Source organism: Micromonospora sp. II, assembly GCF_001709195.1.
Taxonomy (GTDB): Bacteria; Actinomycetota; Actinomycetes; order Mycobacteriales; family Micromonosporaceae; genus Micromonospora; species Micromonospora chalcea.
Genome location: NZ_LYXF01000030.1, coordinates 1 through 22,791, shown reverse-complemented (window position 1 = coordinate 22,791; position 22,791 = coordinate 1). Strand labels below are relative to the sequence as shown.

General features: G+C 76.0%; 8 protein-coding genes. 5 read left to right on the top strand and 3 right to left on the bottom strand.

Features of this window, described 5'->3' with window-relative positions; translation table 11 throughout:
• Positions 1–210: 210 nt before the first annotated feature.
• Positions 211–1,401, top strand: a complete 1,191-nt coding sequence (locus tag A8711_RS17055) for a hypothetical protein (protein ID WP_064445420.1) — start codon at positions 211–213, stop codon at positions 1,399–1,401.
• A gap of 101 nt (positions 1,402–1,502) precedes the next feature.
• On the opposite strand, the gene A8711_RS17050 is transcribed toward A8711_RS17055, so the two are convergent.
• Complete coding sequence (locus tag A8711_RS17050; RefSeq protein ID WP_069088793.1) at positions 1,503–2,540, bottom strand: 3-dehydroquinate synthase; 1,038 nt, start codon at positions 2,538–2,540, stop codon at positions 1,503–1,505.
• On the bottom strand, positions 2,521–3,354 hold the full coding sequence (locus tag A8711_RS17045) for a hypothetical protein (protein ID WP_231915406.1): 834 nt from the start codon (positions 3,352–3,354) through the stop codon (positions 2,521–2,523). Before A8711_RS17045 ends, A8711_RS17050 begins: the two co-directional genes overlap by 20 nt.
• 225 nt (positions 3,355–3,579) lie before the next feature.
• On the opposite strand from A8711_RS17045, the gene A8711_RS17040 reads away from it, so the two are divergent.
• From A8711_RS17040 to A8711_RS17030, 3 genes are all read left to right on the top strand, one after another.
• The gene (locus A8711_RS17040) at positions 3,580–18,465 is read left to right on the top strand and encodes a type I polyketide synthase (protein ID WP_069088792.1); all 14,886 of its coding nucleotides are present in this window, start codon (positions 3,580–3,582) and stop codon (positions 18,463–18,465) included.
• Positions 18,466–18,535: 70 nt separating this feature from the next.
• Positions 18,536–20,098 carry a bifunctional 3-(3-hydroxy-phenyl)propionate/3-hydroxycinnamic acid hydroxylase gene (locus A8711_RS17035; RefSeq protein WP_069088791.1) on the top strand — a complete coding sequence of 521 codons (1,563 nt, stop codon included), beginning with the start codon at positions 18,536–18,538 and terminating at the stop codon, positions 20,096–20,098.
• Between the two features lie 29 nt (positions 20,099–20,127).
• The gene (locus A8711_RS17030; RefSeq protein WP_043329884.1) at positions 20,128–21,015 is read left to right on the top strand and encodes a class I SAM-dependent methyltransferase; all 888 of its coding nucleotides are present in this window, start codon (positions 20,128–20,130) and stop codon (positions 21,013–21,015) included.
• A 70-nt stretch (positions 21,016–21,085) separates the two neighbouring features.
• Here A8711_RS17030 and A8711_RS17025 read toward each other — a convergent pair whose 3' ends face one another.
• Positions 21,086–21,847 carry a thioesterase II family protein gene (locus A8711_RS17025; protein ID WP_069088790.1) on the bottom strand — a complete coding sequence of 254 codons (762 nt, stop codon included), beginning with the start codon at positions 21,845–21,847 and terminating at the stop codon, positions 21,086–21,088.
• A gap of 288 nt (positions 21,848–22,135) precedes the next feature.
• On the opposite strand from A8711_RS17025, the gene A8711_RS17020 reads away from it, so the two are divergent.
• The coding region (locus A8711_RS17020; RefSeq protein WP_255365636.1) for a beta-ketoacyl synthase N-terminal-like domain-containing protein at positions 22,136–22,791 on the top strand (656 nt) is incomplete at its 3' end.

Genomic DNA, 22,791 nt, shown 5'->3' with positions numbered 1-22,791 from the left:
ACGCTGGCCATGAGCCAGCCGGCTTCCCGGCCGGTCCAGCTCACGACCGTCCGGTCGGTGCACGCGGCACGCCCGGCTCTCGCGGCCGAGCGGCCGCATCAGGACCGGGAGCCCACCCCTTCGGCCACGTTCTCCGCTGTTCGTGGCCGTGGCGCACCGGTTTCACCGCCACCCCGAGGCCCGCACCGGGCCGGCATGTCAGGAGACTAGATGCAGGCGCCCATCCAGGTACAGGTGTTCGCACACGACGGGGTGGTCCTGGCCCGACCGCCCGACCCGTCGGCCACCGCCGACAGCCCCTATCTCGCCGGCGCGGGCGCCGCTCTCCACAACGGCCTGGACATGATCACGGGTCTGCACCTGACCCTTCCGCACCAGTCGGCGGCGATCTGCAGCACCGGCTCCAGCGCGGACAAGTCGCTGCGTCTGCTCAGCCGGAGTGGTCTGAAGACGCCCAGCGACCTGCGGAAGTTCCGTTCCGGCGCGCAGGCGGTGCGGTACGCGCGGGAAGCCGTCGAGCGGGGCGAGACGCTGGAGTTCCAGTTTCCTCCGCATGACCCGCTGCTGCGGGCCGCTCGCGCCCGGGTGCCCGCGGATCTGGTCGCCCGCCTCAACAACAAGACCGTGCTGGAGACTCTGGTCGCGCCGGAGTACCTGCCCCGCCGGCAGGTCGCCACCCCCGCCGAGGTGCGCCGGATCGTGGCGCGGGACCGCCGGCCGGCGGTCATCAAACCGGCCGGGGTCGAGGTGTCCAGCGGAATTGCGATCTTCACCCGTCGGTTGGCGGACCGGCGGAACCGTTCCCTGTTCAACCAGTTGGAACAGGTGAGCGAGCAGTGGATCGTCGAGGAGGAGGTGCCCTTCCAGACGATCTGGGGTATCCAGTTCGGCGTGACCGAGAGCGGATCGGTGCACTACTTCGGATCGTCGGTACACCTGCCGCAGCCCACCTCGACGTGGGTCGGTTGTGTGATGGACGACGACCAGCCCCCGGAGGAACTGGTCGAAGCGCTGACCGTAGGGGTCCGAAAGGCCAGTGAGCTCGGGTACCGGGGCTACTGCTCCTTCGACGCCGGGATCGGCCGCGACGGCGCCCTGCGGGTCATCGACCCGAACTTCCGGGTCAGCGGGGCCACCACCTCGCTGCTGCACCGCAGCTCGCTGCTGGGCCGGCATCCGTGCGCCATGACCACGTTCTTCTCACTGGCCCCCGGCGTCGACGCCGAACCGATCCTCGCGCCGTTCATCGACCGGGGGCAGTTCGTCGTGTTCATGCACCACGACCCGGCGGAGACGGACAACGGCCCGCTGCCGGCGACCATCGTCGGCATGGTCGGGGCCGCGGACCGGTACGCCTGCGGCGTGCTGGTGGCGCAGATCCAGCGGGCCCTGGGCACCTGACGCGCCGGTCCGGGGCTCGGCTCCGGCGGCTCGTCATCCGTTCGCCGGCCCGGCCGCCCCCGCGGCGCCGGCCGGCGAACGGGCACCCGGCGGTGTCGGCCTCACATGCCGGAAAGTGCGGTACGCACAGCGGCCTCGGGGACGCGGGCGACCAGTTCGACTCCGCCCGGTCCGTCCAGGACGAAGGACAGGCCCGAGGTGGCCTTCTTGTCCCGGCGCATCAGCGTGATCAGCTCGTCGTGGTCGACGCCGCCGGGCAGCGTGGTGTCGAGCCCGTAGCCCGCCACCACGTCGTGGTGCTCGGCCACCCGGTCGGCCGGTATCCGGCCGAGGACGCCGGCCAGCCGGCCCGCGAAGACCGTGCCGACGCCGACCGCCTCACCGTGGCGCAGGCCGAAGCCGGTGGCCCGCTCCAACGCGTGCCCGAGCGTGTGGCCGTAGTTGAGGATGTGCCGCAGGCCGGAGTCCCGCTCGTCCGCGGCCACCACCCGGGCCTTCAACGCCACCGACGCGGCGATCTGCTCCGCCACCGGCCGGTCACGCAGATCACCGGCGCCGATGAAGTGCGCCCGGGCGATCTCCCCGTACCCGTTGCGCCACTCCCGCTGCGGCAGCGTCCCCAGGTGCTCGGTGTCGCAGAGCACCGCCCGGGGCTGCCAGTACACGCCCACGAGGTTCTTGCCCTCCGGCAGGTTGACGGCGGTCTTCCCACCGACGCTGGCGTCCACCTGGGCCAGCAGCGAGGTCGGCAGGTGGATCACCGGTACGCCCCGGTGGTAGAGGCCGGCGGCCAGCCCGACCACGTCCGTGGTGGTGCCGCCGCCGCACGAGACCACCGCGTCCGTCCGGGTCAGCCCGAACTCGGCGAACGCCCGGCAGAGCTGTTCCACAGTGGTCAGGTTCTTGTCGTGCTCGCCGTCGCGGGCCGGCACCACCCGGTGCGGCACGCCCGGGTCGGGCGTCCACTCCGGTGGCCGGGCCGAGACCACCACGACCCGCTGGGCGCCGATCCGCGCCACCTCCGCCGGGAGCCGGTGGCGCACGCCGGGACCGATCAGCACCGGGTACGACCGTTCCCCGAGTGCCACCTCGACGCGGGCCGGCTCGCTGGCGGGACGGTCAGGTACCGGCGTGTGCATGTGGTTGCTGCCTCCTCTGCGGAACGCGGGCCGGCGCGGTCGCGGCCGGGCTGCCCCGCACCATCGACAGGCGCAGCGCCAGCGCGGCCAGCGAGTCGACCTCCGGCCGGATGCCCCACCGATCGTGGGTGAGCTGCGCGTGGTGCGCCAGCAGGAACCCGGGAGGCGCCGTCGGGTGGTCGTGGCCCACCACGTCGGTCACCCGGTCCAGGTAGCGCTGCCACGCCACTGCCACGTCCCCGCCCAGCGGTAGGTCACCGGCCGACAGGACGATCTTCTCCGCCCCGGCGTCGGCCTGCGCGGCCAGGTCCCGCCGCTGCGCGCCGGTGAGCCGCTGGCTGCGTTCCTGCCAGTGCAGGAACAGGAACGCCAGGCGGTCGGCCGCCGGCATCAGCCCGGTCAGGTGCCGCAGGTGCGCCACGGCCAGCGGCAACTCGCCGCCCGCCAGCCAGGGCACGTCGCCGCCGAGCAGGGTGAGGGCCAGTTCGCTGCCCGCGAACGCGAGCGGGCCGCCCCGCGCGGGGTCGCGCACGACGTACCGGTCCTCGGCGAGGGACGCTCCCGGGTCGTACGCGAGCAGTCCCGCCCGTACCGCGTCGAGCGCGGCGGGGGCGGCATGGAAGCCGAGGCTCAGCCGCCCGGCGGGGGAGTCCTCCGGGTCGAAGAACCAGTCCATGCCGGGATCGGCCCGGCGGGCGGCGGCGACCAGCCCGGTCAGGACGGTGCCGACCAGCTCGGTCAGCCGCGTGCCCGGGCAGCCGCCGGCCGGTACGGCCGAACGGGCGAACAACCAGCAGCGTTCCAACGACGGCACCTCGGCTGACGGGCGGGTGGAGCACGGGATTCGACGGTCCGCGGGGGTCGCCCCATCATCGGCCCGCGGGCCCGTTCCACCACCCGATCGGCGCTCCGAACTGGGGACGACTTAGGGGGTGACAGGGGTAGGACACCGGCAGGGTGCTCGGAAGACTTGGGCCGCTACGGCGAGCGAGGTCTACGCCGCGGATGAGGAGTCTCGCCGACGGATGGATGTGGTGACATGCTTCGGAGCGACCTGATCCAGCCGTTGTCCGATCTGATCGAGGCGCACGCCGCCAGGTCGGGGAACAAGGTCGCATTCCGCGACGACCGCAGGGCGGTCGGATACGCCGATCTGGCGGCGCGGACCCGTCGGCTGGCCGGTCACCTGGCGGCGGCCGGGGTCGCCCGGGGCGACCGGGTGGCCTTCTGCCTCGGCAACCGGGTGGAGACGGTGGAGACCTGGCTGGCCGTCACGCGGGCCGCCGCGGTCGGCGTGCCGGTGAATCCGCACAGCACCGACGCGGAACTGGCCCATCTGCTGGACGACTCCGGCGCGGTGCTGGTGGTCACCGACCCGCGTCACCTCGACCAGATGCTGCGGCTGCGTACCGGCCGGCCGGCCCTGCGGATCGTGGTCACCGGGGACGACCCGGTTCCGGACGGGGTCGTCGCCTGGCGCGACCTGGTCGACACCGAGCCGTCCGTGGGGGCCCGCGACGACCTGGGCCTCGACGAGGTGGCCTGGATGCTCTACACCTCCGGCACCACCGGCCGGCCCAAGGGTGTCCTTTCCACCCAGCGCACCTGCCTCTGGTCGGTCGCCGCCTGTTACGTGCCGATCCCCGGGCTCACCGCCGCCGACCGGGTGGTCTGGCCACTGCCGCTGTTCCACAGCCTCTCGCACATCGGGTGCGTGCTCAGCGTGACGGCGGTCGGGGCCACGGCCCGGCTCATCGACGGCTTCTCCGCCGACGACGTGCTGCGCGCGGTCGACGAGGACGAGGCCACAGTGCTCGCCGGTGTGCCGGCCATGTACCACCACCTGGTCACCGCCGCCCGGGAGACCGGCTTCCGCGCCCCGGCCCTGCGGGTCTGCCTGGTCGGCGGGGCGATCACCACCGGCGCGCTGCGGCGGGCGTTCGACGAGGTCTTCGACGCGCCGCTGCTCGACGCGTACGGCAGCACGGAGACCTGCGGCTCGATCGCCGTCACCCGGCCGGAGCAGCCCCGGGTCGAGGGCTCCTGCGGGCGCCCGGTGCCCGGCGTCGAGGTGCGCCTGGTCAGCCCGCAGACGGGTCTGGACGTGCCGACCGGCGCCGAGGGGGAGGTCTGGGTCAGCGGTCCGAGCGTCATGCTCGGCTACCACGGCCTGCCGGAGGTCACCGCCGCCGCCCTGCGCGACGGCTGGTACCGCACCGGCGACCTGGCCCGCCGCGACGCCGACGGCAACATCTTCGTCACCGGCCGCCACCAGGAGTTGATCATCCGGGGCGGGGAGAAGATCCACCCGGGCGAGGTGGAGGAGGCGCTGCGCGCGGTGCCCGGCGTCGCCGACGTGGCGGTGACCGGCCGGCCGCACGAGGTGCTCGGCGAGGTGCCGGTGGCGTTCGTGGTCCCGGGGCCGGAGGGCTTCGACCCCCGTGCCGGGTACGCGGCCTGCCGGGAGAGGCTCAGCTACCACAAGGTCCCCGAGGCGCTGTACGAGATCGGGCAGGTGCCCCGCACCGCGTCCGGCAAGGTCACCCGCCGGCTCCTGCTCGACGGGCCGGCCCGGCTGCGGGCGGTCAACGGCAGCCACCACGAGGCGCTCAGCCTGCTCGCCTGGCGACCGCTGGACCTGGCGGCCGTACCGCCGGTGGCGGCGCCCGTCCCGGCGGCCGCGCAGGACGCCGCCGCCCCGGCCCGCCGCTGGGCGCTCGTCGGCGCCGGGAGCGAACCGCTGGTGGAGCCGTTGCGCGCGGCGTCGCCGGGGGAGCGGTTCCGGGCCCACCGGGATCTGGCCACCCTGCGCGAGACTCCCGACGCGCCCGACGTGACGGTGCTGCTGGCCGGGCCGGCCGACGCCGACGCGGCGGACCTCGCCGACCGGTTGCGTGGCTGGCTCGACGACGACCGCTTCGCCGGCACCCGACTGATGCTGCTGACCGGCCCGGCCGGCGACGCGGCCAACGGCCCCGGCACGAGCGGTGCCGGCAGCGCGGGCGACGCCCCCGCGCAAGACGCCGCCGCAGGCGAAACCCCTGCGGGAGACGTCGCCGGGGGAGCCGCCGCCGGGGGCGACGCCGCCGGGTGGGCCGGGCCCGATCCAGCGGCCGGCGCCGTCTGGGCGGTCGGGCGCAGCCTGCAGGCCGCGTACCCGGACCGGATCGTGCTGGTCGACCACGACGCCGCGGACCGCTCGCTCGCCCTGCTGCCCGCCGTCGTGGACGCCGGCGCCGCGCAGGTCGCCCTGCGGGCCGGGGCGGCCCGGCACGCGGCCCCCGTGCCCGCCCCGGCGACCGTGCCGGGACGGCCGGCGACCGTGGCCGACCCGGAGCGCCCCGTCCTGGTCACCGGCGCCGACGGACCGACCGGCGCCGCGCTGGCCCGGCACCTCGTCGCCGCGCACCGCGCCCGCCGGCTGCGGCTGCTGCACACTGGCGCGACGCCCGCCCCGGCCCTGGCGGACCTGGCCGCCGAACTCACCTCCGCCGGTGCGGAAGCCGTTCCGCTGCCCGCCGAGCGGGCGGGCGACGAGGCGTTCGGCGCCGTCTTCCTCTGCCCGTGCGACGACGACCTGGCCGACGCCGAGGCCGCAGCCCGGCTGCTCGGCCTCGCCGCGACGCTGGACGCCGCGAGCCGGCACCCGGGGGCCGCGTTCACCGTCCTCGCGCCGTCCGCCCTCCTGCTGGGCGCCGCGGGCCGGGAACGGGCCGCCTCGGCCGTCGGAGCCCTGCACGCCCTGGCCACCCGCCGCCGGGCCGCCGGTCACCCGGCCCGGCTCGTCGGCACGACCGCGCCCGCCGAGCGCGGGCCGGCGGCGACCGGACCCGCAGCGGGCACCGCGTCGGCGGCCGTCCGTGCCGACCTCGCCGCGTTCGACGTGGCCCACGACGGCGCCGACCTGGTCGTGCTCGCCCGCCCGGCGGGCCACGCCGACGCCGCGCACCCCGCCTGGCGCGGGCCCGTGGCCGAGCCCGGCGACGCCACGGACGACCGGGACGCCGCCGAGCTGCGCCGCCGGCTGGCCGGGCTCACCACCGCCGAGGGGGACCGGCTCCTGCTCGACCTGGTCCGCGCCGCCACCGCCCAGGTGGCCGGGCTGCCCGGCCCGGCCGCGGTCCGCCCCGGCCGCGCCTTCAAGGAACTCGGCTTCACCTCGGTCGCGGCGGTCGCGTTGCGCGACCGGCTGGCCCGGGCCACCGGGGTACGGCTCTCCGCCACGGCCGCGTTCGACCGGCCCAGCCCCCAGGCCCTCGCCCGGCACCTCGCCGCCCGGCTGCGCGGTGCCGCCGCGCAGGCCGCTCCCACGACGGACCCGGCGGTGACGCCGTCCACCGGGGACGATCCGGTGGCCGTCGTCGCCATGGCCTGCCGGCTCCCCGGCGGCGTCGCCTCCCCCGAGGAGCTGTGGGAGCTGGTCGACCAGGGCCGGGAAGGGCTCACGGAGTTCCCCACGGACCGGGGCTGGGACCTGGCGAACCTGTTCTCCGACGACCCCGACCGCCCCGGCACCTCGTACGCCCGGGTGGGCGGCTTCCTCACCGGCGCCGCGGACTTCGACGCCACCCTGTTCGCGATCAGCCCGCGCGAGGCGCTCGCCATGGACCCGCAGCAGCGGCTGCTGCTGGAGACGTCCTGGGAACTGTTCGAGCGGGCCGGCATCGACCCCACCTCGCTGCGCGGCAGCGCCACGGGCGTCTTCACCGGCGTCATGCACCACGACTACGCCGCGAACCTGCGCCAGGCGCCGCCCGGCACCGAGGGCTACCTCGGCGTCGGCACCGCCGGCAGCGTCGTCTCCGGCCGGGTCGCGTACGCGCTGGGGCTGGAGGGGCCGGCTGTCACCGTCGACACGGCGTGCTCGTCGTCGCTGGTGGCGCTGCACCTTGCCGCCCAGGCCCTGCGCGCCGGGGACTGCTCGCTCGCCGTGGCCGGCGGCGTGGCGGTGATGGGCACCCCGCAGGCGTTCGTGGAGTTCAGCCGGCAGCGCGGGCTCGCCCCGGACGGCCGGTGCAAGGCGTTCGCCGACGGCGCCGACGGAACCGGCTGGTCCGAGGGCGTCGCCGTGCTGCTGCTGGAACGGCTCTCCGACGCCCGCCGGCACGGGCACCCCGTCCTCGCCGTGCTGCGCGGCTCCGCCGTCAACTCCGACGGCGCGTCCAACGGGCTGACCGCCCCCAACGGGCCCGCCCAGGAGCGGGTCATCCGCCGGGCGCTGGACGCGGCCGGGCTCTCCACCGCCGACGTGGACGCCGTCGAGGCGCACGGCACCGGCACGTCCCTCGGCGACCCGATCGAGGCGCAGGCGCTGCTCGCCACGTACGGGGTGGGCCGCGGTGACGCCGAACCGCTGCGGCTGGGCTCGCTGAAGTCCAACCTCGGCCACACCCAGGCCGCCGCCGGGGCCGCCGGGGTGATCAAGATGGTGCTCGCGATGCGGCACGGGACACTGCCGCGCACCCTGCACGTGGACGCCCCGACGTCCGAGGTGGACTGGTCCGCCGGCGCGGTCGAGGTGCTCACCGAGGCCCGCCCGTGGCCCGACGTACGCCGGCCCCGCCGGGCCGGCGTCTCGTCGTTCGGCATCAGCGGCACCAACGCCCACGTCATCGTCGAGGCCCCCGCCGATCCGCCGACCGCCGCCGGGGACGCCGCCCGGCAGTCGCCGCCCGCCACCGCTCGGCCGCCCGTACCGTGGCTGCTCGCGGCTGCCTCCGGCGAGGCGCTGCGTGACCAGGCGGCCCGCCTGCTGGCCTGGCTCGACGGGCCGGGGGCGCACGCCGACCCGGCCGACACCGGGCACGCCCTCGCCACCACCCGCGCCGCTCTCGAACACCGGGCCGTGGTGCTGGTGGGCGACGCGGAGTCCGCCCGGACCGGGCTCGGCGCGCTGGCCCGCGGCGGACCGGACCCGGACCTGCCGGGCGTGCTGACCGGCCGGGTCGTCGACGGCCGACTCGGCCTGCTCTTCGGTGGGCAGGGCGGCCAGCGCGCCGGCATGGGCCACGAGCTGCACGCGGCGTACCCCGTCTTCGCGGCCGCCTTCGACGCGGCCTGCGCCGAACTCGACCGCTGCCTCGCCGGCCACGCCCCGCTCCCCGTCGCGGACGTCGTCCTCGCGGCCGAGGGCACCGCACCGGCCGAACTGCTCGACGAGACCCTGTACACCCAGCCTGGCCTGTTCGCCTTCGAGGTGGCGCTCTACCGCCTCCTGGAGCACTGGGGGGTCCGCCCCGACGCGGTGCTCGGCCACTCCGTCGGCGAGCTTGCCGCCGCGCACGTGGCCGGGGTGTTCTCCCTCGCCGACGCGGCGGCGCTGGTCGCCGCCCGCGCCCGGCTGATGCAGCAGCTGCCCGCCGGGGGCGCGATGGTCGCCGTCGAGGCCGACGAGGCCGAGGTCGCCGCGCACCTGACCGACCGGGTGGGCCTCGCCGCCGTCAACGGTCCCACCAGCGTCGTCCTGTCCGGCGACACCGACGCGGTGCTGGCCGTCGCGGACACCCTGCGCGCGGCCGGGCGCCGCACCAGCCGGCTGCGGGTGTCGCACGCGTTCCACTCGCCGCGCATGGACCCGATGCTCGACGAGTTCCGCGCGGTCGCGGCCGGCCTCACGTACCGCACCCCGCACCTGCCGGTGGTGTCCAACCTGACCGGCCACCCCGTCGACCCGGCCCGGCTCTGCTCGCCCGAGCACTGGGTGGCGCACGTGCGGGGCACCGTCCGCTTCCACGACGGCGTACGGGCCCTGCACGGGCAGGGCGTCACCACCTTCCTGGAGATCGGCCCGGCCGGTGTGCTCACCGCGATGGCCCAGGACTGCCTCGTCGCCGAGGCCGACGAGCTGGCCTTCGTCCCCGCCGTACGGGGCACCGCGGGCGAGGCCGAGGCGCTGCTCGCCGCCGTGGCGCGGCTGCACGTGCGGGGCGTCGCGGTGGACCGTGCCGCCCTCGCCGGCCCCGGCCCGCACCGCCGCGTCGACCTGCCCACGTACGCCTTCCAGCGCCGGCACTACTGGCTGCCCGCTCCCACCGGCGCCGGCGGTCCCGTCGGCGCCGGACTGGCCGACGCAGGGCATCCGCTGCTCGGTGGCCTGCTGGCGGTCGCCGGCACCGGGCAGGTGGTCTGCACCGGGCAGATCGCCACGGCCACCTCGCCGTGGCTGGCCGCGCCCGGCGACGGCACGGCGCCGCTGCTGCCCGCCACCGCCCTGCTGGACATGCTCACCCACCTCGGCGACCAGCTCGGCGCCCCGAGCGTGCGGCGGCTGCGCGTGCCCGAGCCGGTTCCGCTGCCCGCCGAGGCAACCCTCGAGGTGCAGATCGACGTGGGCGCGCCGGACGAGCACGGACGCCGGGTGGCGCACTGTCACGTCCGGGCCGGCGAGGGGCTGCCCTGGCGGGAGGTCGCCGAGGCCGTGCTCGCACCCGTCGACCCGGAGAGCGGCCGGGGCGCCCTCGCCCCCGCCTGGCCACCTGCCGGGGCACGGCCGGTGGACCTGAGCGCCCCGCCGCACCGCGCGCCGGCCGGGGAGCTGGCCCGTGCCGCGTGGGTCGCCGCCGACCGGCTCTACGTCGACGTACGCCTGCCCGACGACGCCCGGGACCCGGACGCCGAGCGGTACGGCGTGCACCCGCTGGTGCTGGACGCGGCCCTGCGCCTGCTCCCGCTCGCCGGCTTCGCGTCGGTCGCCGACGCCGGGCCCACCGCCCGGCTGCTGCCCACCGAGTGGGCGGGCGTGCGCCGCCACGCCGTCGGGGCGCACGCGCTGCGCGTCTGCCTGGCCCCCGCCGGGGCGGACGCGGTGACGCTGAGCGCCGTCGACGACGCGGGCGGGCCCGTGCTCGACGCCGACCGGGTGGTGCTGCGGCCGGTGGACCTGCCGCCCGCCGACCCGCCGGCGCCGGCGACCACCCCCGCCGGGCTGTACGCCGTCGACTGGCTGCCCGCCGCGTTCCCGGCGACCCCGGCGCCCTCCTGGACGCTCGCCGACGGCACGCCGCCGGACGGGCCGCTGCCGCCGCTGCTGGTGCTGCGGGTCGGCGACGGCGAGCCGGGCCGGCCGGTGCCCGACCGGGCGCACGCCGTCGGCCTCGCCGTGCTCGACGTGCTCCAGACCTGGCTGGCCGACCCCCGCGCGGAGACCACCCGCCTGGCCCTCGCCGTGCGCGACGGCGACCCGGTGCACGCCCCCGTGGCCGGGCTGCTCCGCGTCGCCCAGGCCGAACAGCCCGACCGTTTCCTCCTGCTCAGCCTCGACACCACCGACGACGCCGCCATCCGTTCGGCGCTGGCCGCCGCCGACGACGAACCCGAGGTGGCCGTCCGCGACGGCCGCGCACTGCTGCCCCGCCTCCGCCCCGTCGAGCGGCCCCCGGCCGGCGCGCCGCTCGCGGCCCTGGCCGGCGGCACCGTGCTCCTCACCGGCGGCACCGGCGGGATCGGCCGGCACGTCGCCACCCACCTCGCCACCGCGCACGGCGTCACCGAACTGGTGCTGGTCAGCCGCAGCGGCCGGGCCGGCGACTGGACGACCGCGCTGACCGACGCCGGTGTCACAGTGCGGGTGGTCGCGGCCGACGTCGCCGACCGAGCGGCGCTCGCCGAGGTCATCGCCCCGCTGGCCGACCGGCTCGTCGCCGTCGTGCACGCCGCCGGGGCCACCGACGACGCCCTGCTCACCGACCTCGACCCGACCCGCTGGGCCCGGACCCTGCGCGCCAAGGTGCACGGCGCCTGGCACCTGCACGAGCTCACCGCCGGCCTCGACCTGGCCGCGTTCGTGCTCTTCTCCTCGGCCGCCGCCACCTTCGGCAGCCCCGGCCAGGGCAACTACGCGGCCGGCAACGCGTTCCTCGACGCGCTCGCCGCGCACCGCCGTGCCCAGGGCCGGCCGGCGAGCGCCCTGGCCTGGGGGCTGTGGGCCGCCGAGGACGGGATGGCCGGCCGGCTCAGCCCCGCCGACCTGGCCCGGCTCGCCCGCGGCGGCACCCGCCCCCTCGACACGGCCGCCGGGCTGGCGCTGTTCGACGCCGCCCTGCACGTGAACCGGCCGGCGCTCGTGCCGATCGGGCTCGACCTGGCCGCCGTACGGACCTCCGGCGAGGTGCCCGCCCTGCTGCGGGCGCTGCTGCCCCCGCCGCCCCGCCGGGCGGTCAACGCCGCCTCCGCGCCCGCCGCCGCGAAGGGCTTCGCCGACCGGCTGGCCGAACTCGCCGAGCCCGAGCGCGCCGAACTGCTGCTGGACCTCGTACGCGCCCGGTGCGCCACAGTGGTCGGGCACACCGGCCCCGAGCAGGTCGAGCCGCGCCGCCCGTTCAAGGACCTCGGCTTCGACTCGCTGATGGCCGTCGAGCTGAGCAACCGGCTCACCGCCGTCACCGGGGTCCGGCTCGCCCCGCACGCCGTGTTCAACCACCCCACACCCGAGTTGCTCGCCGCGCACCTGCACGCCCGGCTGCTCGGCACCGCCGCCACCGAGGTCGCCGACGCGAGCACCGTCGCCCTGGACGAGCCGGTCGCCATCGTCGCGATGGCCTGCCGTTTCCCCGGCGGGATCGGTTCCCCGGAGGAGCTGTGGCGGCTGCTCGACGCGGGCGACGACGTCATCGGCGACCTGCCCGACGACCGGGGCTGGCCGCTGGCCGACCTCCACGACCCGGTGCCCGGCACGCCCGGCCGGACGTACGTGCGCTCCGGCGGGTTCCTCACCGGCATCGCCGACTTCGACGCCGAGTTCTTCGGCATCAGCCCCCGCGAGGCCCTCGCCATGGATCCGCAGCACCGGCTGCTGCTGGAGACCTCCTGGGAGGCGCTGGAACGCGGTGGCATCGACCCGGCCACCCTGCGGGGCAGCCGCACCGGCGTCTTCGCCGGCACCCACGGGCAGGACTACGCCGACCGGGTCGCCCCCGGTGTCGTCTCCGACGACGGCGAGGTCACCGCCGACGAGGGGCACCTGCTGACCGGCACCGCCGGCAGCGTCCTCTCCGGCCGGGTCGCGTACGCGCTCGGGCTGGAGGGGCCGGCTGTCACCGTCGACACCGCCTGCTCGGCGTCGCTGGTGGCGCTGCACCTGGCCGTCCAGGCGCTGCGCCAGGGCGACTGCGACCTGGCGCTGGCCGGTGGGGTGTCGGTGATGTCCACCCCGGCCGGGCTGACCGGCTTCAGCCGCCAGCGCGGTCTCGCCGCCGACGGGCGGTGCAAGGCGTTCGCCGAGGACGCCGACGGCTTCGGCATGTCCGAGGGCGTCGGGATGCTGGTGGTGGAGCGGCTCTCCGAGGCCCGCCGCCGGGGCCACCCCGTGCTGGCCGTCGTGCGCGGCTCGGCGGTCAACTCCGACGGCGCGTCGAACGGGCTGACCGCCCCGAACGGACCGTCGCAGGAACGGGTCATCAAGGCCGCGCTCGCCGCCGCCGGGCTGAGTGCCGCCGACGTGGACGTGGTGGAGGCGCACGGCACCGGCACGTCACTCGGCGACCCCATCGAGGCGGAGGCGATTCTCGCCACGTACGGGCAGCGCCCGGCCGGCGCCGCGCCGGTGCTGCTCGGCTCGGTCAAGTCCAACCTCGGGCACACCCAGGCCGCGGCCGGCGTCGCCGGCGTGCTCAAGATGGTCCTCGCCATGCGGCACGGGCGGCTGCCCCGCACCCTGCACGCCGAGCGCCGCAGCTCGCGGATCGACTGGGACTCGGGAGCGGTGCAGCTGCTCACCGAGGCCCGCCCGTGGCCGGCGGCGGACCGGCCGGTGCGCGCCGGCGTCTCGTCGTTCGGCATCAGCGGCACCAACGCCCACGTGATCGTCGAGTCGGTCGCCGAGGCGCCGCCGGAGGCCGCCGAATCCGAGCCGCCGCAGGAGCGCGCGCTGCCGTGGCTGCTGTCGGCGCGTACCCCGCAGGCGCTCGCCGGCCAGGCGCGGCGGCTGCGGGAGCACCTCGCCGCCCGGCCCGACCAGCGGCCCCTCGACGTGGCGTGGTCGCTGGCCACCAGCCGGGGCGCCTTCGACTCCCGAGCGGTGCTGGTAGCCGCGTCCGCGCAGCGGGTCGCCGACGCCCTCGACGCGCTGGTCGAGGGCCGGCCCGACCCGGCGGTCACGCGCGGCGAGGCGCGGCCCACCGGCCGGTGCGTCTTCGTCTTCCCCGGGCAGGGCTCCCAGTGGCTCGGCATGGGGTTGGACCTGCTCGACCAGGCCCCCGTGTTCGCCGAACGCATGGCGGCCTGCGACGCGGCGCTGCGGCCGTACCTGGACTGGTCGCTGCTGGACGTGCTGCGCCAGGCGCCGGGCGCGCCCGGCCTCGACGAGGTCGACGTCGTGCAGCCCGCCCTGTTCGCGATGATGGTGTCGCTGGCCGAGCTGTGGCGCTCGTACGGCGTGCAGCCGGCCGCCGTGGTCGGCCACTCCCAGGGCGAGATCGCCGCCGCCTGCGTCGCCGGGGTGCTCTCCCTGCCCGACGCGGCCCGGGTGGTGGCGCTGCGCAGCCGCGCGCTACGGGCCCTGGCCGGGCACGGGGCGATGGCCTCCGTCGCGCTGCCGGCCGACACGGTCCGATATCGGATCGCCCGCTTCGGTGAGCGGATCTCGGTCGCCGCCGTGAACGGGCCGGCCGCCGTCGTGGTCTCCGGCGAGCCGGAGGCGGTCGAGGAACTGCTCGCCGAGCTGGCCGGCGAGCAGGCCCGGGTGCGGCGCATCGCCGTCGACTACGCCTCCCACTCCGCCCAGGTGGAACGCATCCGCGACGAGCTGGCCGAGGTGCTGGCCGGCATCGCCCCCGGCCCGGCCGCCGTGCCGCTGTTCTCCACCACCGACCTGCGCTGGCTCGACGGCGAGGAGATGGGGCCCGACTACTGGTACCGCAACCTGCGCCGGCCCGTCGAGCTGGAACGGGCGATCCGCGCGCTGGCCGCCGAGGGCCACGACGCGTACATCGAGTGCAGCCCCCACCCGGTGCTCACCGTCGGCGTGGAGGAGACCCTCGCCGACCACGACGGCGATGCCGTGGTGGTCGGCTCGGTACAACGCGACCAGGGCGGCCGGGAGCGGTTCCTGCTCTCCCTGGCGCAGCTCCACGTGTCCGGGGCCGCGGTGGACTGGCGGCCCGCGCTGGCCGGCGGCCGGCGCGTCGACCTGCCCACGTACGCGTTCGCCCACCGCCGCTACTGGCCCCGGCCGGTCTCCGGCCCCGGCGACGTCGGCGCCGCCGGTCTGGACGCCGCCGGTCATCCGCTGCTCGGCGCGTCGGTCGTGCTGGCCGAGACGAGGGGCCACCTGTTCACCGGGCGGCTGTCGGCCGACGCGCAGCCGTGGCTGGCCGATCACCGGGTCACCGGCAGCGTGCTGGTGCCCGGCACCGGCCTGGTGGAGTTCTGCCTGCGCGCCGGCGACGAGGTCGGCCACCCGTTCCTCGACGAGCTGGTCATCGAGGCCCCGCTGACCCTGCCCGCCGACGGCGCGACGCAGGTGCAGGTGGCGGTCGGCGCGGGCGCCGGCGACGGACGCCGGCCGGTGACCGTGCACTCCCGGCCCGCCGACGCGCCGGCGGGACAGCCGTGGACCCGGCACGCCAGCGCCACCCTCCGCGCCGACCAGCCCGCGGTGTCGCCGCAGCTCACCGCCTGGCCGCCGCCCGACACCCGGCCCGTCGACCTGACCGGCTTCTACGCCGGCCTGGAAGCCGACGGGTACGCGTACGGGCCGGCGTTCCAGGGCCTGCGCGCGGTGTGGACCGGCGGCGACGAGGTCTACGCCGAGGTGGAGCTGCCGGCGGCCCAGCGGGTCGACGCCGACCGGTACGGCCTGCACCCCGCCCTGTTCGACGCCGCCCTGCACGCCGCGCACTTCGGCGGTCTCGCCGGGGCCGGGGCCGGCCAGCTCCTGCTGCCGTTCGCCTGGAACGGCGTCAGCCTGCACGCCACCGGGGCCACCGCCCTGCGGGTACGGCTGACCCGGGTCGGGCCGCACGCCATCGCGCTGACCGTCGCCGATCCGACCGGCGCCCCGGTGGCCGAGGTGGCCGCCCTGACGATGCGCCCGATCTCCACCACCGAGCTGGCCGTCACCGACGACCGGGCCACCCGCGACGCCCTGTTCCGCGTCGACTGGACGCCGCTGCCGCCCGTCGAGACGGCCACCCCGGTCGACGCCGTGGCCGTCGCCCCCGGCCTGGACGGGTTCCCGCTGCACCACGGGCTGGACGGGCTCGCCGACGCGGTGGACGCCGGACTGGCCCTGCCCGGGGCGGTGCTCGTGCCGCTCGGCGCGCACCCCGCGCAGCCCACCCCCCGCGCGGCGCGCCATGCCGCCGTGCAGGCCCTCGACCTGGTCCGGCGCTGGCTCACCGAGCCCCGCTGGGCGGCGTCGCGGCTGCTGCTGGTGACCCGGGGCGCGGTGGCCGTGCACCACGCCGGCGAGGTGACCGACCCGGCCGCCGCGGCGGCGTGGGGCCTGGTGCGCTCCGCCCAGTCGGAGAACCCGGGCCAGATCGTCGTCGTCGACGTCGACGGCGACGGGATCGGCCCGGACGAGGTGGCCGCCCTCCTGGCGGCGGACGAGCCGCAGGCCGCGATCCGGGTCGGCGCGGCGTACGTGCCGCGGCTGGCGCGGGCCGGGTCGGCCGGCGAGCTGCCCGCACCGCCCGCCGCCGCGTGGCGGCTGGACGCGCCGGTGCGCGGCAGCCTGGAGAACCTCACCCTGGTCGCCACCGACGCCGCCGACGCCGCGCTCGGCCCCCGCGAGGTCCGGGTCCGCGTCCGCGCCGCCGGCCTCAACTTCCGCGACGTGCTCAACGCGCTCGGTCTCTACCCGGGCGACGCGGGCCCGCTCGGCGGCGAGGGCGCCGGCGAGGTCGTCGAGGTCGGCGCCGAGGTGACCGACCTGCGCCCCGGCGACCGCGTCTTCGGTGTCTTCGTGGGCTGCTTCGGACCCGTCGCGGTCACCGACCGCCGCCTGCTGGCCCCGATGCCGGCCGGCTGGTCGTACGTCGAGGCCGCGTCCGTGCCGGTGGTCTTCCTGACCGCGTACCACGGGCTGGTCAACCTGGCCGGGCTCACCCGGGGCGAGTCGGTGCTGGTGCACGCGGCGGCTGGCGGCGTCGGCATGGCCGCCGTGCAGCTCGCCCGCCACCTCGGGGCCGAGGTGTACGCCACCGCCAGCCCCGCCAAGTGGGACGCCCTGCGCGCGCTCGGTCTCGACGAGGAGCGCCTGGCCTCGTCCCGGACCCTCGACTTCGAAACCCGCTTCACCGACGCCACCGGCGGCCGGGGCGTGGACGTCGTGCTGGACTCGCTGGCCCGCGAGTTCGTCGACGCCTCGCTGCGGCTGCTGCCGCGCGGCGGGCGGTTCGTCGAGATGGGCAAGACCGACATCCGCGACGCCGCCCGCGTCGCCGTCGACCATCCGGGGGTGGCCTACACCGCCTTCGACCTGACCCTGCAGGAGCCCGACGAGGTGCAGCGCATGCTGGTCGTTCTGCTGGGGCTCTTCGAACGGGGGACGCTCACCCCGCTGCCCACCCAGGTGTGGGACGTCCGCCAGGCGCCGGAGGCGTTCCGGCACGTCAGCCAGGCCCGGCACGTCGGCAAGGTGGTGCTCACCATGCCCCGGGCGTGGAACCCCGACGGCACGGTGCTGCTGACCGGCGGCACCGGGACACTGGGCCGGCTGGTCGCCCGGCGGCTGGTCGAGACGCACGGCGTACGGCGGCTGCTGCTGGTCAGCCGCCGCGGCGAGCGGGCCCCCGGCGCGACCGAGGCGCTCGACGAACTGCGGGCCCTGGGGGCCGAGGCCACGGTGGTGGCGGCCGACGTGTCCGACCGCGACAACCTCGCCGGGGTGCTGGCGGCGGTACCGGAGCGGCACCCGTTGACCGCCGTCGTGCACCTCGCCGGGGTGCTCGACGACGGGGTGGTCACCGCCCTCACCCCGCAGCGCGTCGACACGGTCTTCGCGCCGAAGCTCGACGCCGCGTGGCACCTGCACGAGCTCACCCGCCACCTCGACCTCGCCGGGTTCGTGCTCTTCTCCTCCGGCGCCGGAGTCTTCGGCGTCCCCGGTCAGGCCAACTACGCGGCGGCCAACGCGTTCCTCGACGCGCTCGCGCTGGCCCGCCGTGCGCAGGGGCTGCCGGGCCGGTCGTTCGCCTGGGGGCTGTGGGAGCAGGCCAGCGAGATGACCGCCAAGCTGGACCGGACCGATCCCCGGATCACCGCCCGTGACGGGCAGCTCGCCATCCCGTCCGAGCTGGGGATGGCCCTGTTCGACGCGGGCCTGCGGCTGGCCGAGCCGGTGCTGGTGCCGACGAGGATCGACGTCGCCGCGCTCGGCGAGCGGGCCGAGCGGCCCCCGGCGCTGCTGCGCGGGCTGCTGCGCCGGGAGCGGCCGACGGCGCGGGCGGCCACCCCGGCCGGCGGCGGGCGCACGCTCGCCGACGAGCTGGCGGCGCTGGACGGGCCCGAGCGCCACACCCTCGTGGTCGACCTGGTACGCGAGCAGGCGGCGAGCGTGCTCGGGCACGGCAGCCGGGTGGCGGTGGCCCCGGGCCGGGCGTTCAGCCAGATCGGCTTCGACTCGCTGACCGCCGTCGAGCTGCGCAACCGGCTGACCACGGCCACCGGCCTGCGCCTGCCGGCCACGCTGATCTTCGACTACCCGGATCCGAACGAGCTGGCCACGTACCTGGTGTCCGAGCTGGCGCCGGACACCGGACCGGCGGCCCCGCCGATCCTCGCGGACCTGGAGAACCTGGAGCGCTCGCTGACCGAGGCCACTGTGGAACCGGAGCTGCACGACCAGATCGGGTCGCGCCTGGAGGTGCTGATCGCCAAGTGGCGGACGATGCGCGCCGGCACGGGCGGCGATCCCGACCTCGATCTCGAACTGGCCAGCGACGACGACCTGTTCGACCTCATCGACTCCGAACTCGGCATCTGATGGCCGTCCGGCCGCCCCGCCCGCCGCAAGCCGACCCCGTGTCCGACCGACCCCTGAGGAACCGATACCGATGCTGACGACCGACGTCCTGATCGTGGGCTACGGCCCCGTCGGTGAGATGCTCACGATCCTGCTGGCGCAGCGAGGGCTCACCGTCACGGCGGTCGAGCGGTGGGCCACTCCCTACAACTTCCCCCGCGCGGTGTCGTACGACGGGGAGGCGAGCCGTGTCCTGGCCGCCGCCGGCGTCGCCGACCGCCTCGGGCCGGTGGTGGAGTCGTCCGGCGAGTACACCTTCAAGAACGGCTTCGGCCGGACCCTGCTGCACGTCAAGGTCACCGGCAACGGCCCGATGGGCTGGCCCGACTCGGTCTCGTTCTACCAGCCGGGACTGGAGGCGCTGCTCGCCGAGCGGGGCGCGGAGCTGCCAGGTGTCACGGTGCTGCGCCCGTACCAGGTGACGGGCCTGGTCGAGCACGACGACCGGGTCGAGGTGACCATCGCCGGCCCGGACGGCGAGGAGGTCCGCGCGGCCCGCTGGGTCATCGGCTGCGACGGGGCCAACAGCTTCGTGCGGGAGCACCTGGGCAGCGGCGTCACCGACCTCGGCTTCACGTACGACTGGCTGGTCTGCGACGTGGTCCCGCACGAGGCCCGCGAGTTCAAGCCGAACAACCTGCAGGTCTGCGACCCGGCGCGGCCCCGCACGGCCGTGTCGGCCGGCCCGGGGCACCGGCGGTGGGAGTTCATGCGGGTGCCGGGGGAGAGCCGCGAGGAGTTCGAGAGCGCCGCCAACGTGTGGCGGCTGCTCGGCCTCTTCGACATCACCCCCGACAACGCCACCCTGGAGCGGTACGGCGTCTACACCACCCAGGCATGCTCGGCCGGGCGCTGGCGTTCCGGGCGGATCCTGCTCGCCGGCGACGCGGCGCACGTGATGCCGCCGTTCATGGGGCAGGGGATGAGTTCGGGCTTCCGCGACGCCCTCAACCTCGCCTGGAAGCTCGACCTGGTGCACCGCGGCCTCGCCAACGAGGCCCTGCTGGACACCTACCAGGAGGAGCGCTGCGCGCACGTGCAGCACGCCATCCGGATGTCCATGGACTCGGGCACGGTGATCTGCGAGACCGACCGCGCCGCCGCGGCCGGCCGCGACGCCGCGATGCTCGCCGAGCTGCGCCGGCGTACCGCCCGCCCGCGCACCCGGTCCCTGCTGGAGCCCCTGTCCGGCGGGATCCTGCACAGCGGCTGCGAGGCCGCCGGCGCCCCGATGCCGCAGGGCCGCGTCGAGGTCGACGGCCGCGCCGGGCTCTTCGACGAGGTCGTCGGCACCGGCTTCGTCCTGCTCTGCGCCGAGGACCCCGACGACCTGCTCGACGCCGACGCCCGGGCCTTCCTGGACACGCTCGGCACGCGGGTCGTCCGGATCGTTCCCGCCGGCGCGCCCGTACCCGGATCCGGCGCCGCGCCGACGGCCTTCGACCTCGACGACGTGTACCTGCCCCACCTCAAGCGGTACGACGCGGTGGCGGTGCTCGTCCGGCCCGACTTCTACGTCTTCGGCACCGCCGCCGACCCGGCCGTTGTGCCCGCGCTCGTCGAGGATCTGCGCCGGCAGATCCGGCGCGGCTGATCGGCATCCACCCACCGGAAGGAACCGACATGTTCGAGAACCTGAAGATCGCCGGCCGGGCGATCCGCACGGTCTTCACCGCCGACCCCATCACCCGGGTCCGGCGCTTCTACGAGATCCAGTCACCCGACGTGGAGTTCGCGGCCCGCCGTACCCACTACATGAACGTGGGCTACTGGTCCGACGGGGTCACCGACATCGACACGGCCGCCGACGCGCTGGCCGACAAGCTGGCCGACGCCGCCGGGCTCAAGCCGGACGACACCGTGCTCGACGTCGGCTTCGGCTACGGGGACCAGGACTTCAAGTGGCTGCGGGAGCGCCAGGTCGCCAAGGTGTACGGCCTGAACATCACCCCGCACCACGTCGAGGCGGCACAGCGCCGGGCGCAGGAGGAGGGGCTCGCGGACCGGACCGACTTCCGGCTCGGCAGCGCCACCGAACTGCCCTTCGAGGACAACACCTTCGACCGGGTCGTCGCCCTGGAGTCCGCCTTCCACTTCTACCCGCGCAGCGCGTTCTTCGCCGAGGCGCTGCGGGTGCTGCGCCCGGGCGGCGTGCTCGCCACGGCCGACATCATCCCGGTCAGCGGCGACGTCGTCCGCGCCGCCATCCAGTCCGGCCCGCTGAGTTTCGTCAAGTTCAGCATCCCGAAGGAGAACTGGCACGACCGGGACACGTACCGGCAGCAGTTGGTCGAGGCCGGCTTCGCCAACCCGGAGGTCCGCTCGATCAAGGAGCAGACCTGGGAGGGCTGGCGGGCGTACATGGCCGAGCGGACCAACGACCCCGCGTTCCGGGCCGTCGTCAAGCCGGCCGTCCGCAAGAGCATGGCGGCCCACTGGAAGAACCAGGACCTCATGAAGCGTGAGCTGGCGCAGATGGACTACGTGATCGCGGTCGGCCACAAGCGGTGACACCGCGCACGGACGAGGGGCCCGCCGACCGGTCGTGACGACCGGCGGACGGGCCCCTCGTCCGGTGGGATCAGACCGCCGGCGCCGCGCTCAGTGCCGTCGAGATGGCCCGCAGGATCGCCGGCTGGTGCTCGGCGAGGAAGAAGTGCCCGCCCGGGTAGACCTTCAGGTCGAACGCCGCGGTGGTGTGGTCCGACCACGCCCGGGCCTCCTCGACAGTCGTCTTCGGGTCGTCGGCACCGGTGAGGACGGTGATCGGGCAGCTCAGCGGCGGCCCCGGCCGGTAGGTGTACCGCTCGGCGGCCCGGTAGTCGTTGCGGATCGCCGGCAACGCGGCGCGCAGCATCTCCGGATCCCCGAGGACGGCGGAGTTGGTGCCGCTCAGCTTCCGGACGTCGGCCAGCAGCCCCTCGTCGTCGAGCAGGTGCACCGTCTCGTGCCGTGACTTCGACGGCGCCCGGCGCCCGGAGGCGAACAGGTGCGCGACGCTGCCGCCGTCCTGCTCGATGAGCCGGGCGAGTTCGAAGCCGAGGCTGGCCCCCATGCTGTGCCCGAAGATGGCCAGCGGCTCGTCCCGCCAGGGCCGCAGCACTGTGAACACCTCGCGCGCGAGGTCGTGGATGTCGCCGATGCACTTCTCGTGGCGCCGGTCCTGCCGTCCCGGGTACTGGATCGACAGCACCTCCACGGCGGGGGAGAGGGCGCGGGACACCGGGAAGTAGAAGCTTGCCGACCCGCCGGCGTGGGGCAGGCACACCAACCGCCTCGCGCCGCCCGGAGCGGGGTGGAAGCGTCGCACCCACAAGCCGTTGTCGGTATCTGGCGTCGTCATCCTCTGGTGGTCCTTCCGGCGGCTGCGGTTGCCGACCGGATCGGCGCGGACCCGGTCGAGGCGACGCTAGTGCGACGGGTCGGGACCGGACACCCCTAGCTGGTCGGTTGCCTGGTTAGGGGTTGTCCGCGCTCGCGCGCAACCAATAACTTCTCCCGGCAGATGGGGATCTGCGTGGCTCTCGGCCGAGCGAGCCGAACGACAGATACAGGTGTCGCCTGAGACTTCTGCGCATTCGTACCGTCGCTTACGTCGAGTCTCCGCCGTGAATCGCGATGGGCTGGGTTGATGGACACCGAAGAGAAGCTCCGGGAGTACCTGAAGAGAGTCACCGCCGACCTGCGGCGGACCCGGCAACGGCTCCGGGACGTCGAGGCCGACGCGCAGCAGCCCATCGCGATCGTCGGCATCGGCTGCCGGTTCCCCGGCGGGGTGCGCACCGCCGAGGAACTGTGGGATCTCGTCGCGTCCGGCGGTGACGCGATCGCCTCCTTCCCCACCGACCGCGGCTGGGATCTCGACGCGCTCTACGACCCGGAGCGGTCCCGGCCGGGCACCTCCTCGGTCCGGGAGGGCGGATTCGTGGCCGACGCCGCCGAGTTCGACCCTCGGCTGTTCGGGGTCTCGCCGCGCGAGGCCCTCGCCATGGACCCGCAGCAGCGGCTGCTGCTGCAGACCTCGTGGGAGGCCGTCGAGACGGCGGGGATCGACCCCACAAGCCTGAAGGGCGCCCGGGTCGGGGTCTTCGCCGGCATGACCCACAGCGGGTACGCCCACCCGCCGGAGACCCCGCCGGCGGGCGTGGAGGACTACCTCGGTCTCGGCAACGCGGGCAGCATCGCCTCGGGCCGGGTGGCGTACTCGTTCGGGTTCGAGGGGCCGGCGGTGACTGTGGACACGGCGTGTTCGTCGTCGCTTGTGGCGTTGCACCTGGCGGTGCAGGC

Coding starts and splice junctions, on each gene's coding strand:
- A8711_RS17055 (WP_064445420.1), top strand. CDS start 211: ATGCAGGCGCCCATCCAGGTACAGGTGTTCGCACACGACGGGGTGGTC.
- A8711_RS17050 (WP_069088793.1), bottom strand. CDS start 2,540: ATGCACACGCCGGTACCTGACCGTCCCGCCAGCGAGCCGGCCCGCGTC.
- A8711_RS17040 (WP_069088792.1), top strand. CDS start 3,580: ATGCTTCGGAGCGACCTGATCCAGCCGTTGTCCGATCTGATCGAGGCG.
- A8711_RS17035 (WP_069088791.1), top strand. CDS start 18,536: ATGCTGACGACCGACGTCCTGATCGTGGGCTACGGCCCCGTCGGTGAG.
- A8711_RS17030 (WP_043329884.1), top strand. CDS start 20,128: ATGTTCGAGAACCTGAAGATCGCCGGCCGGGCGATCCGCACGGTCTTC.
- A8711_RS17025 (WP_069088790.1), bottom strand. CDS start 21,847: ATGACGACGCCAGATACCGACAACGGCTTGTGGGTGCGACGCTTCCAC.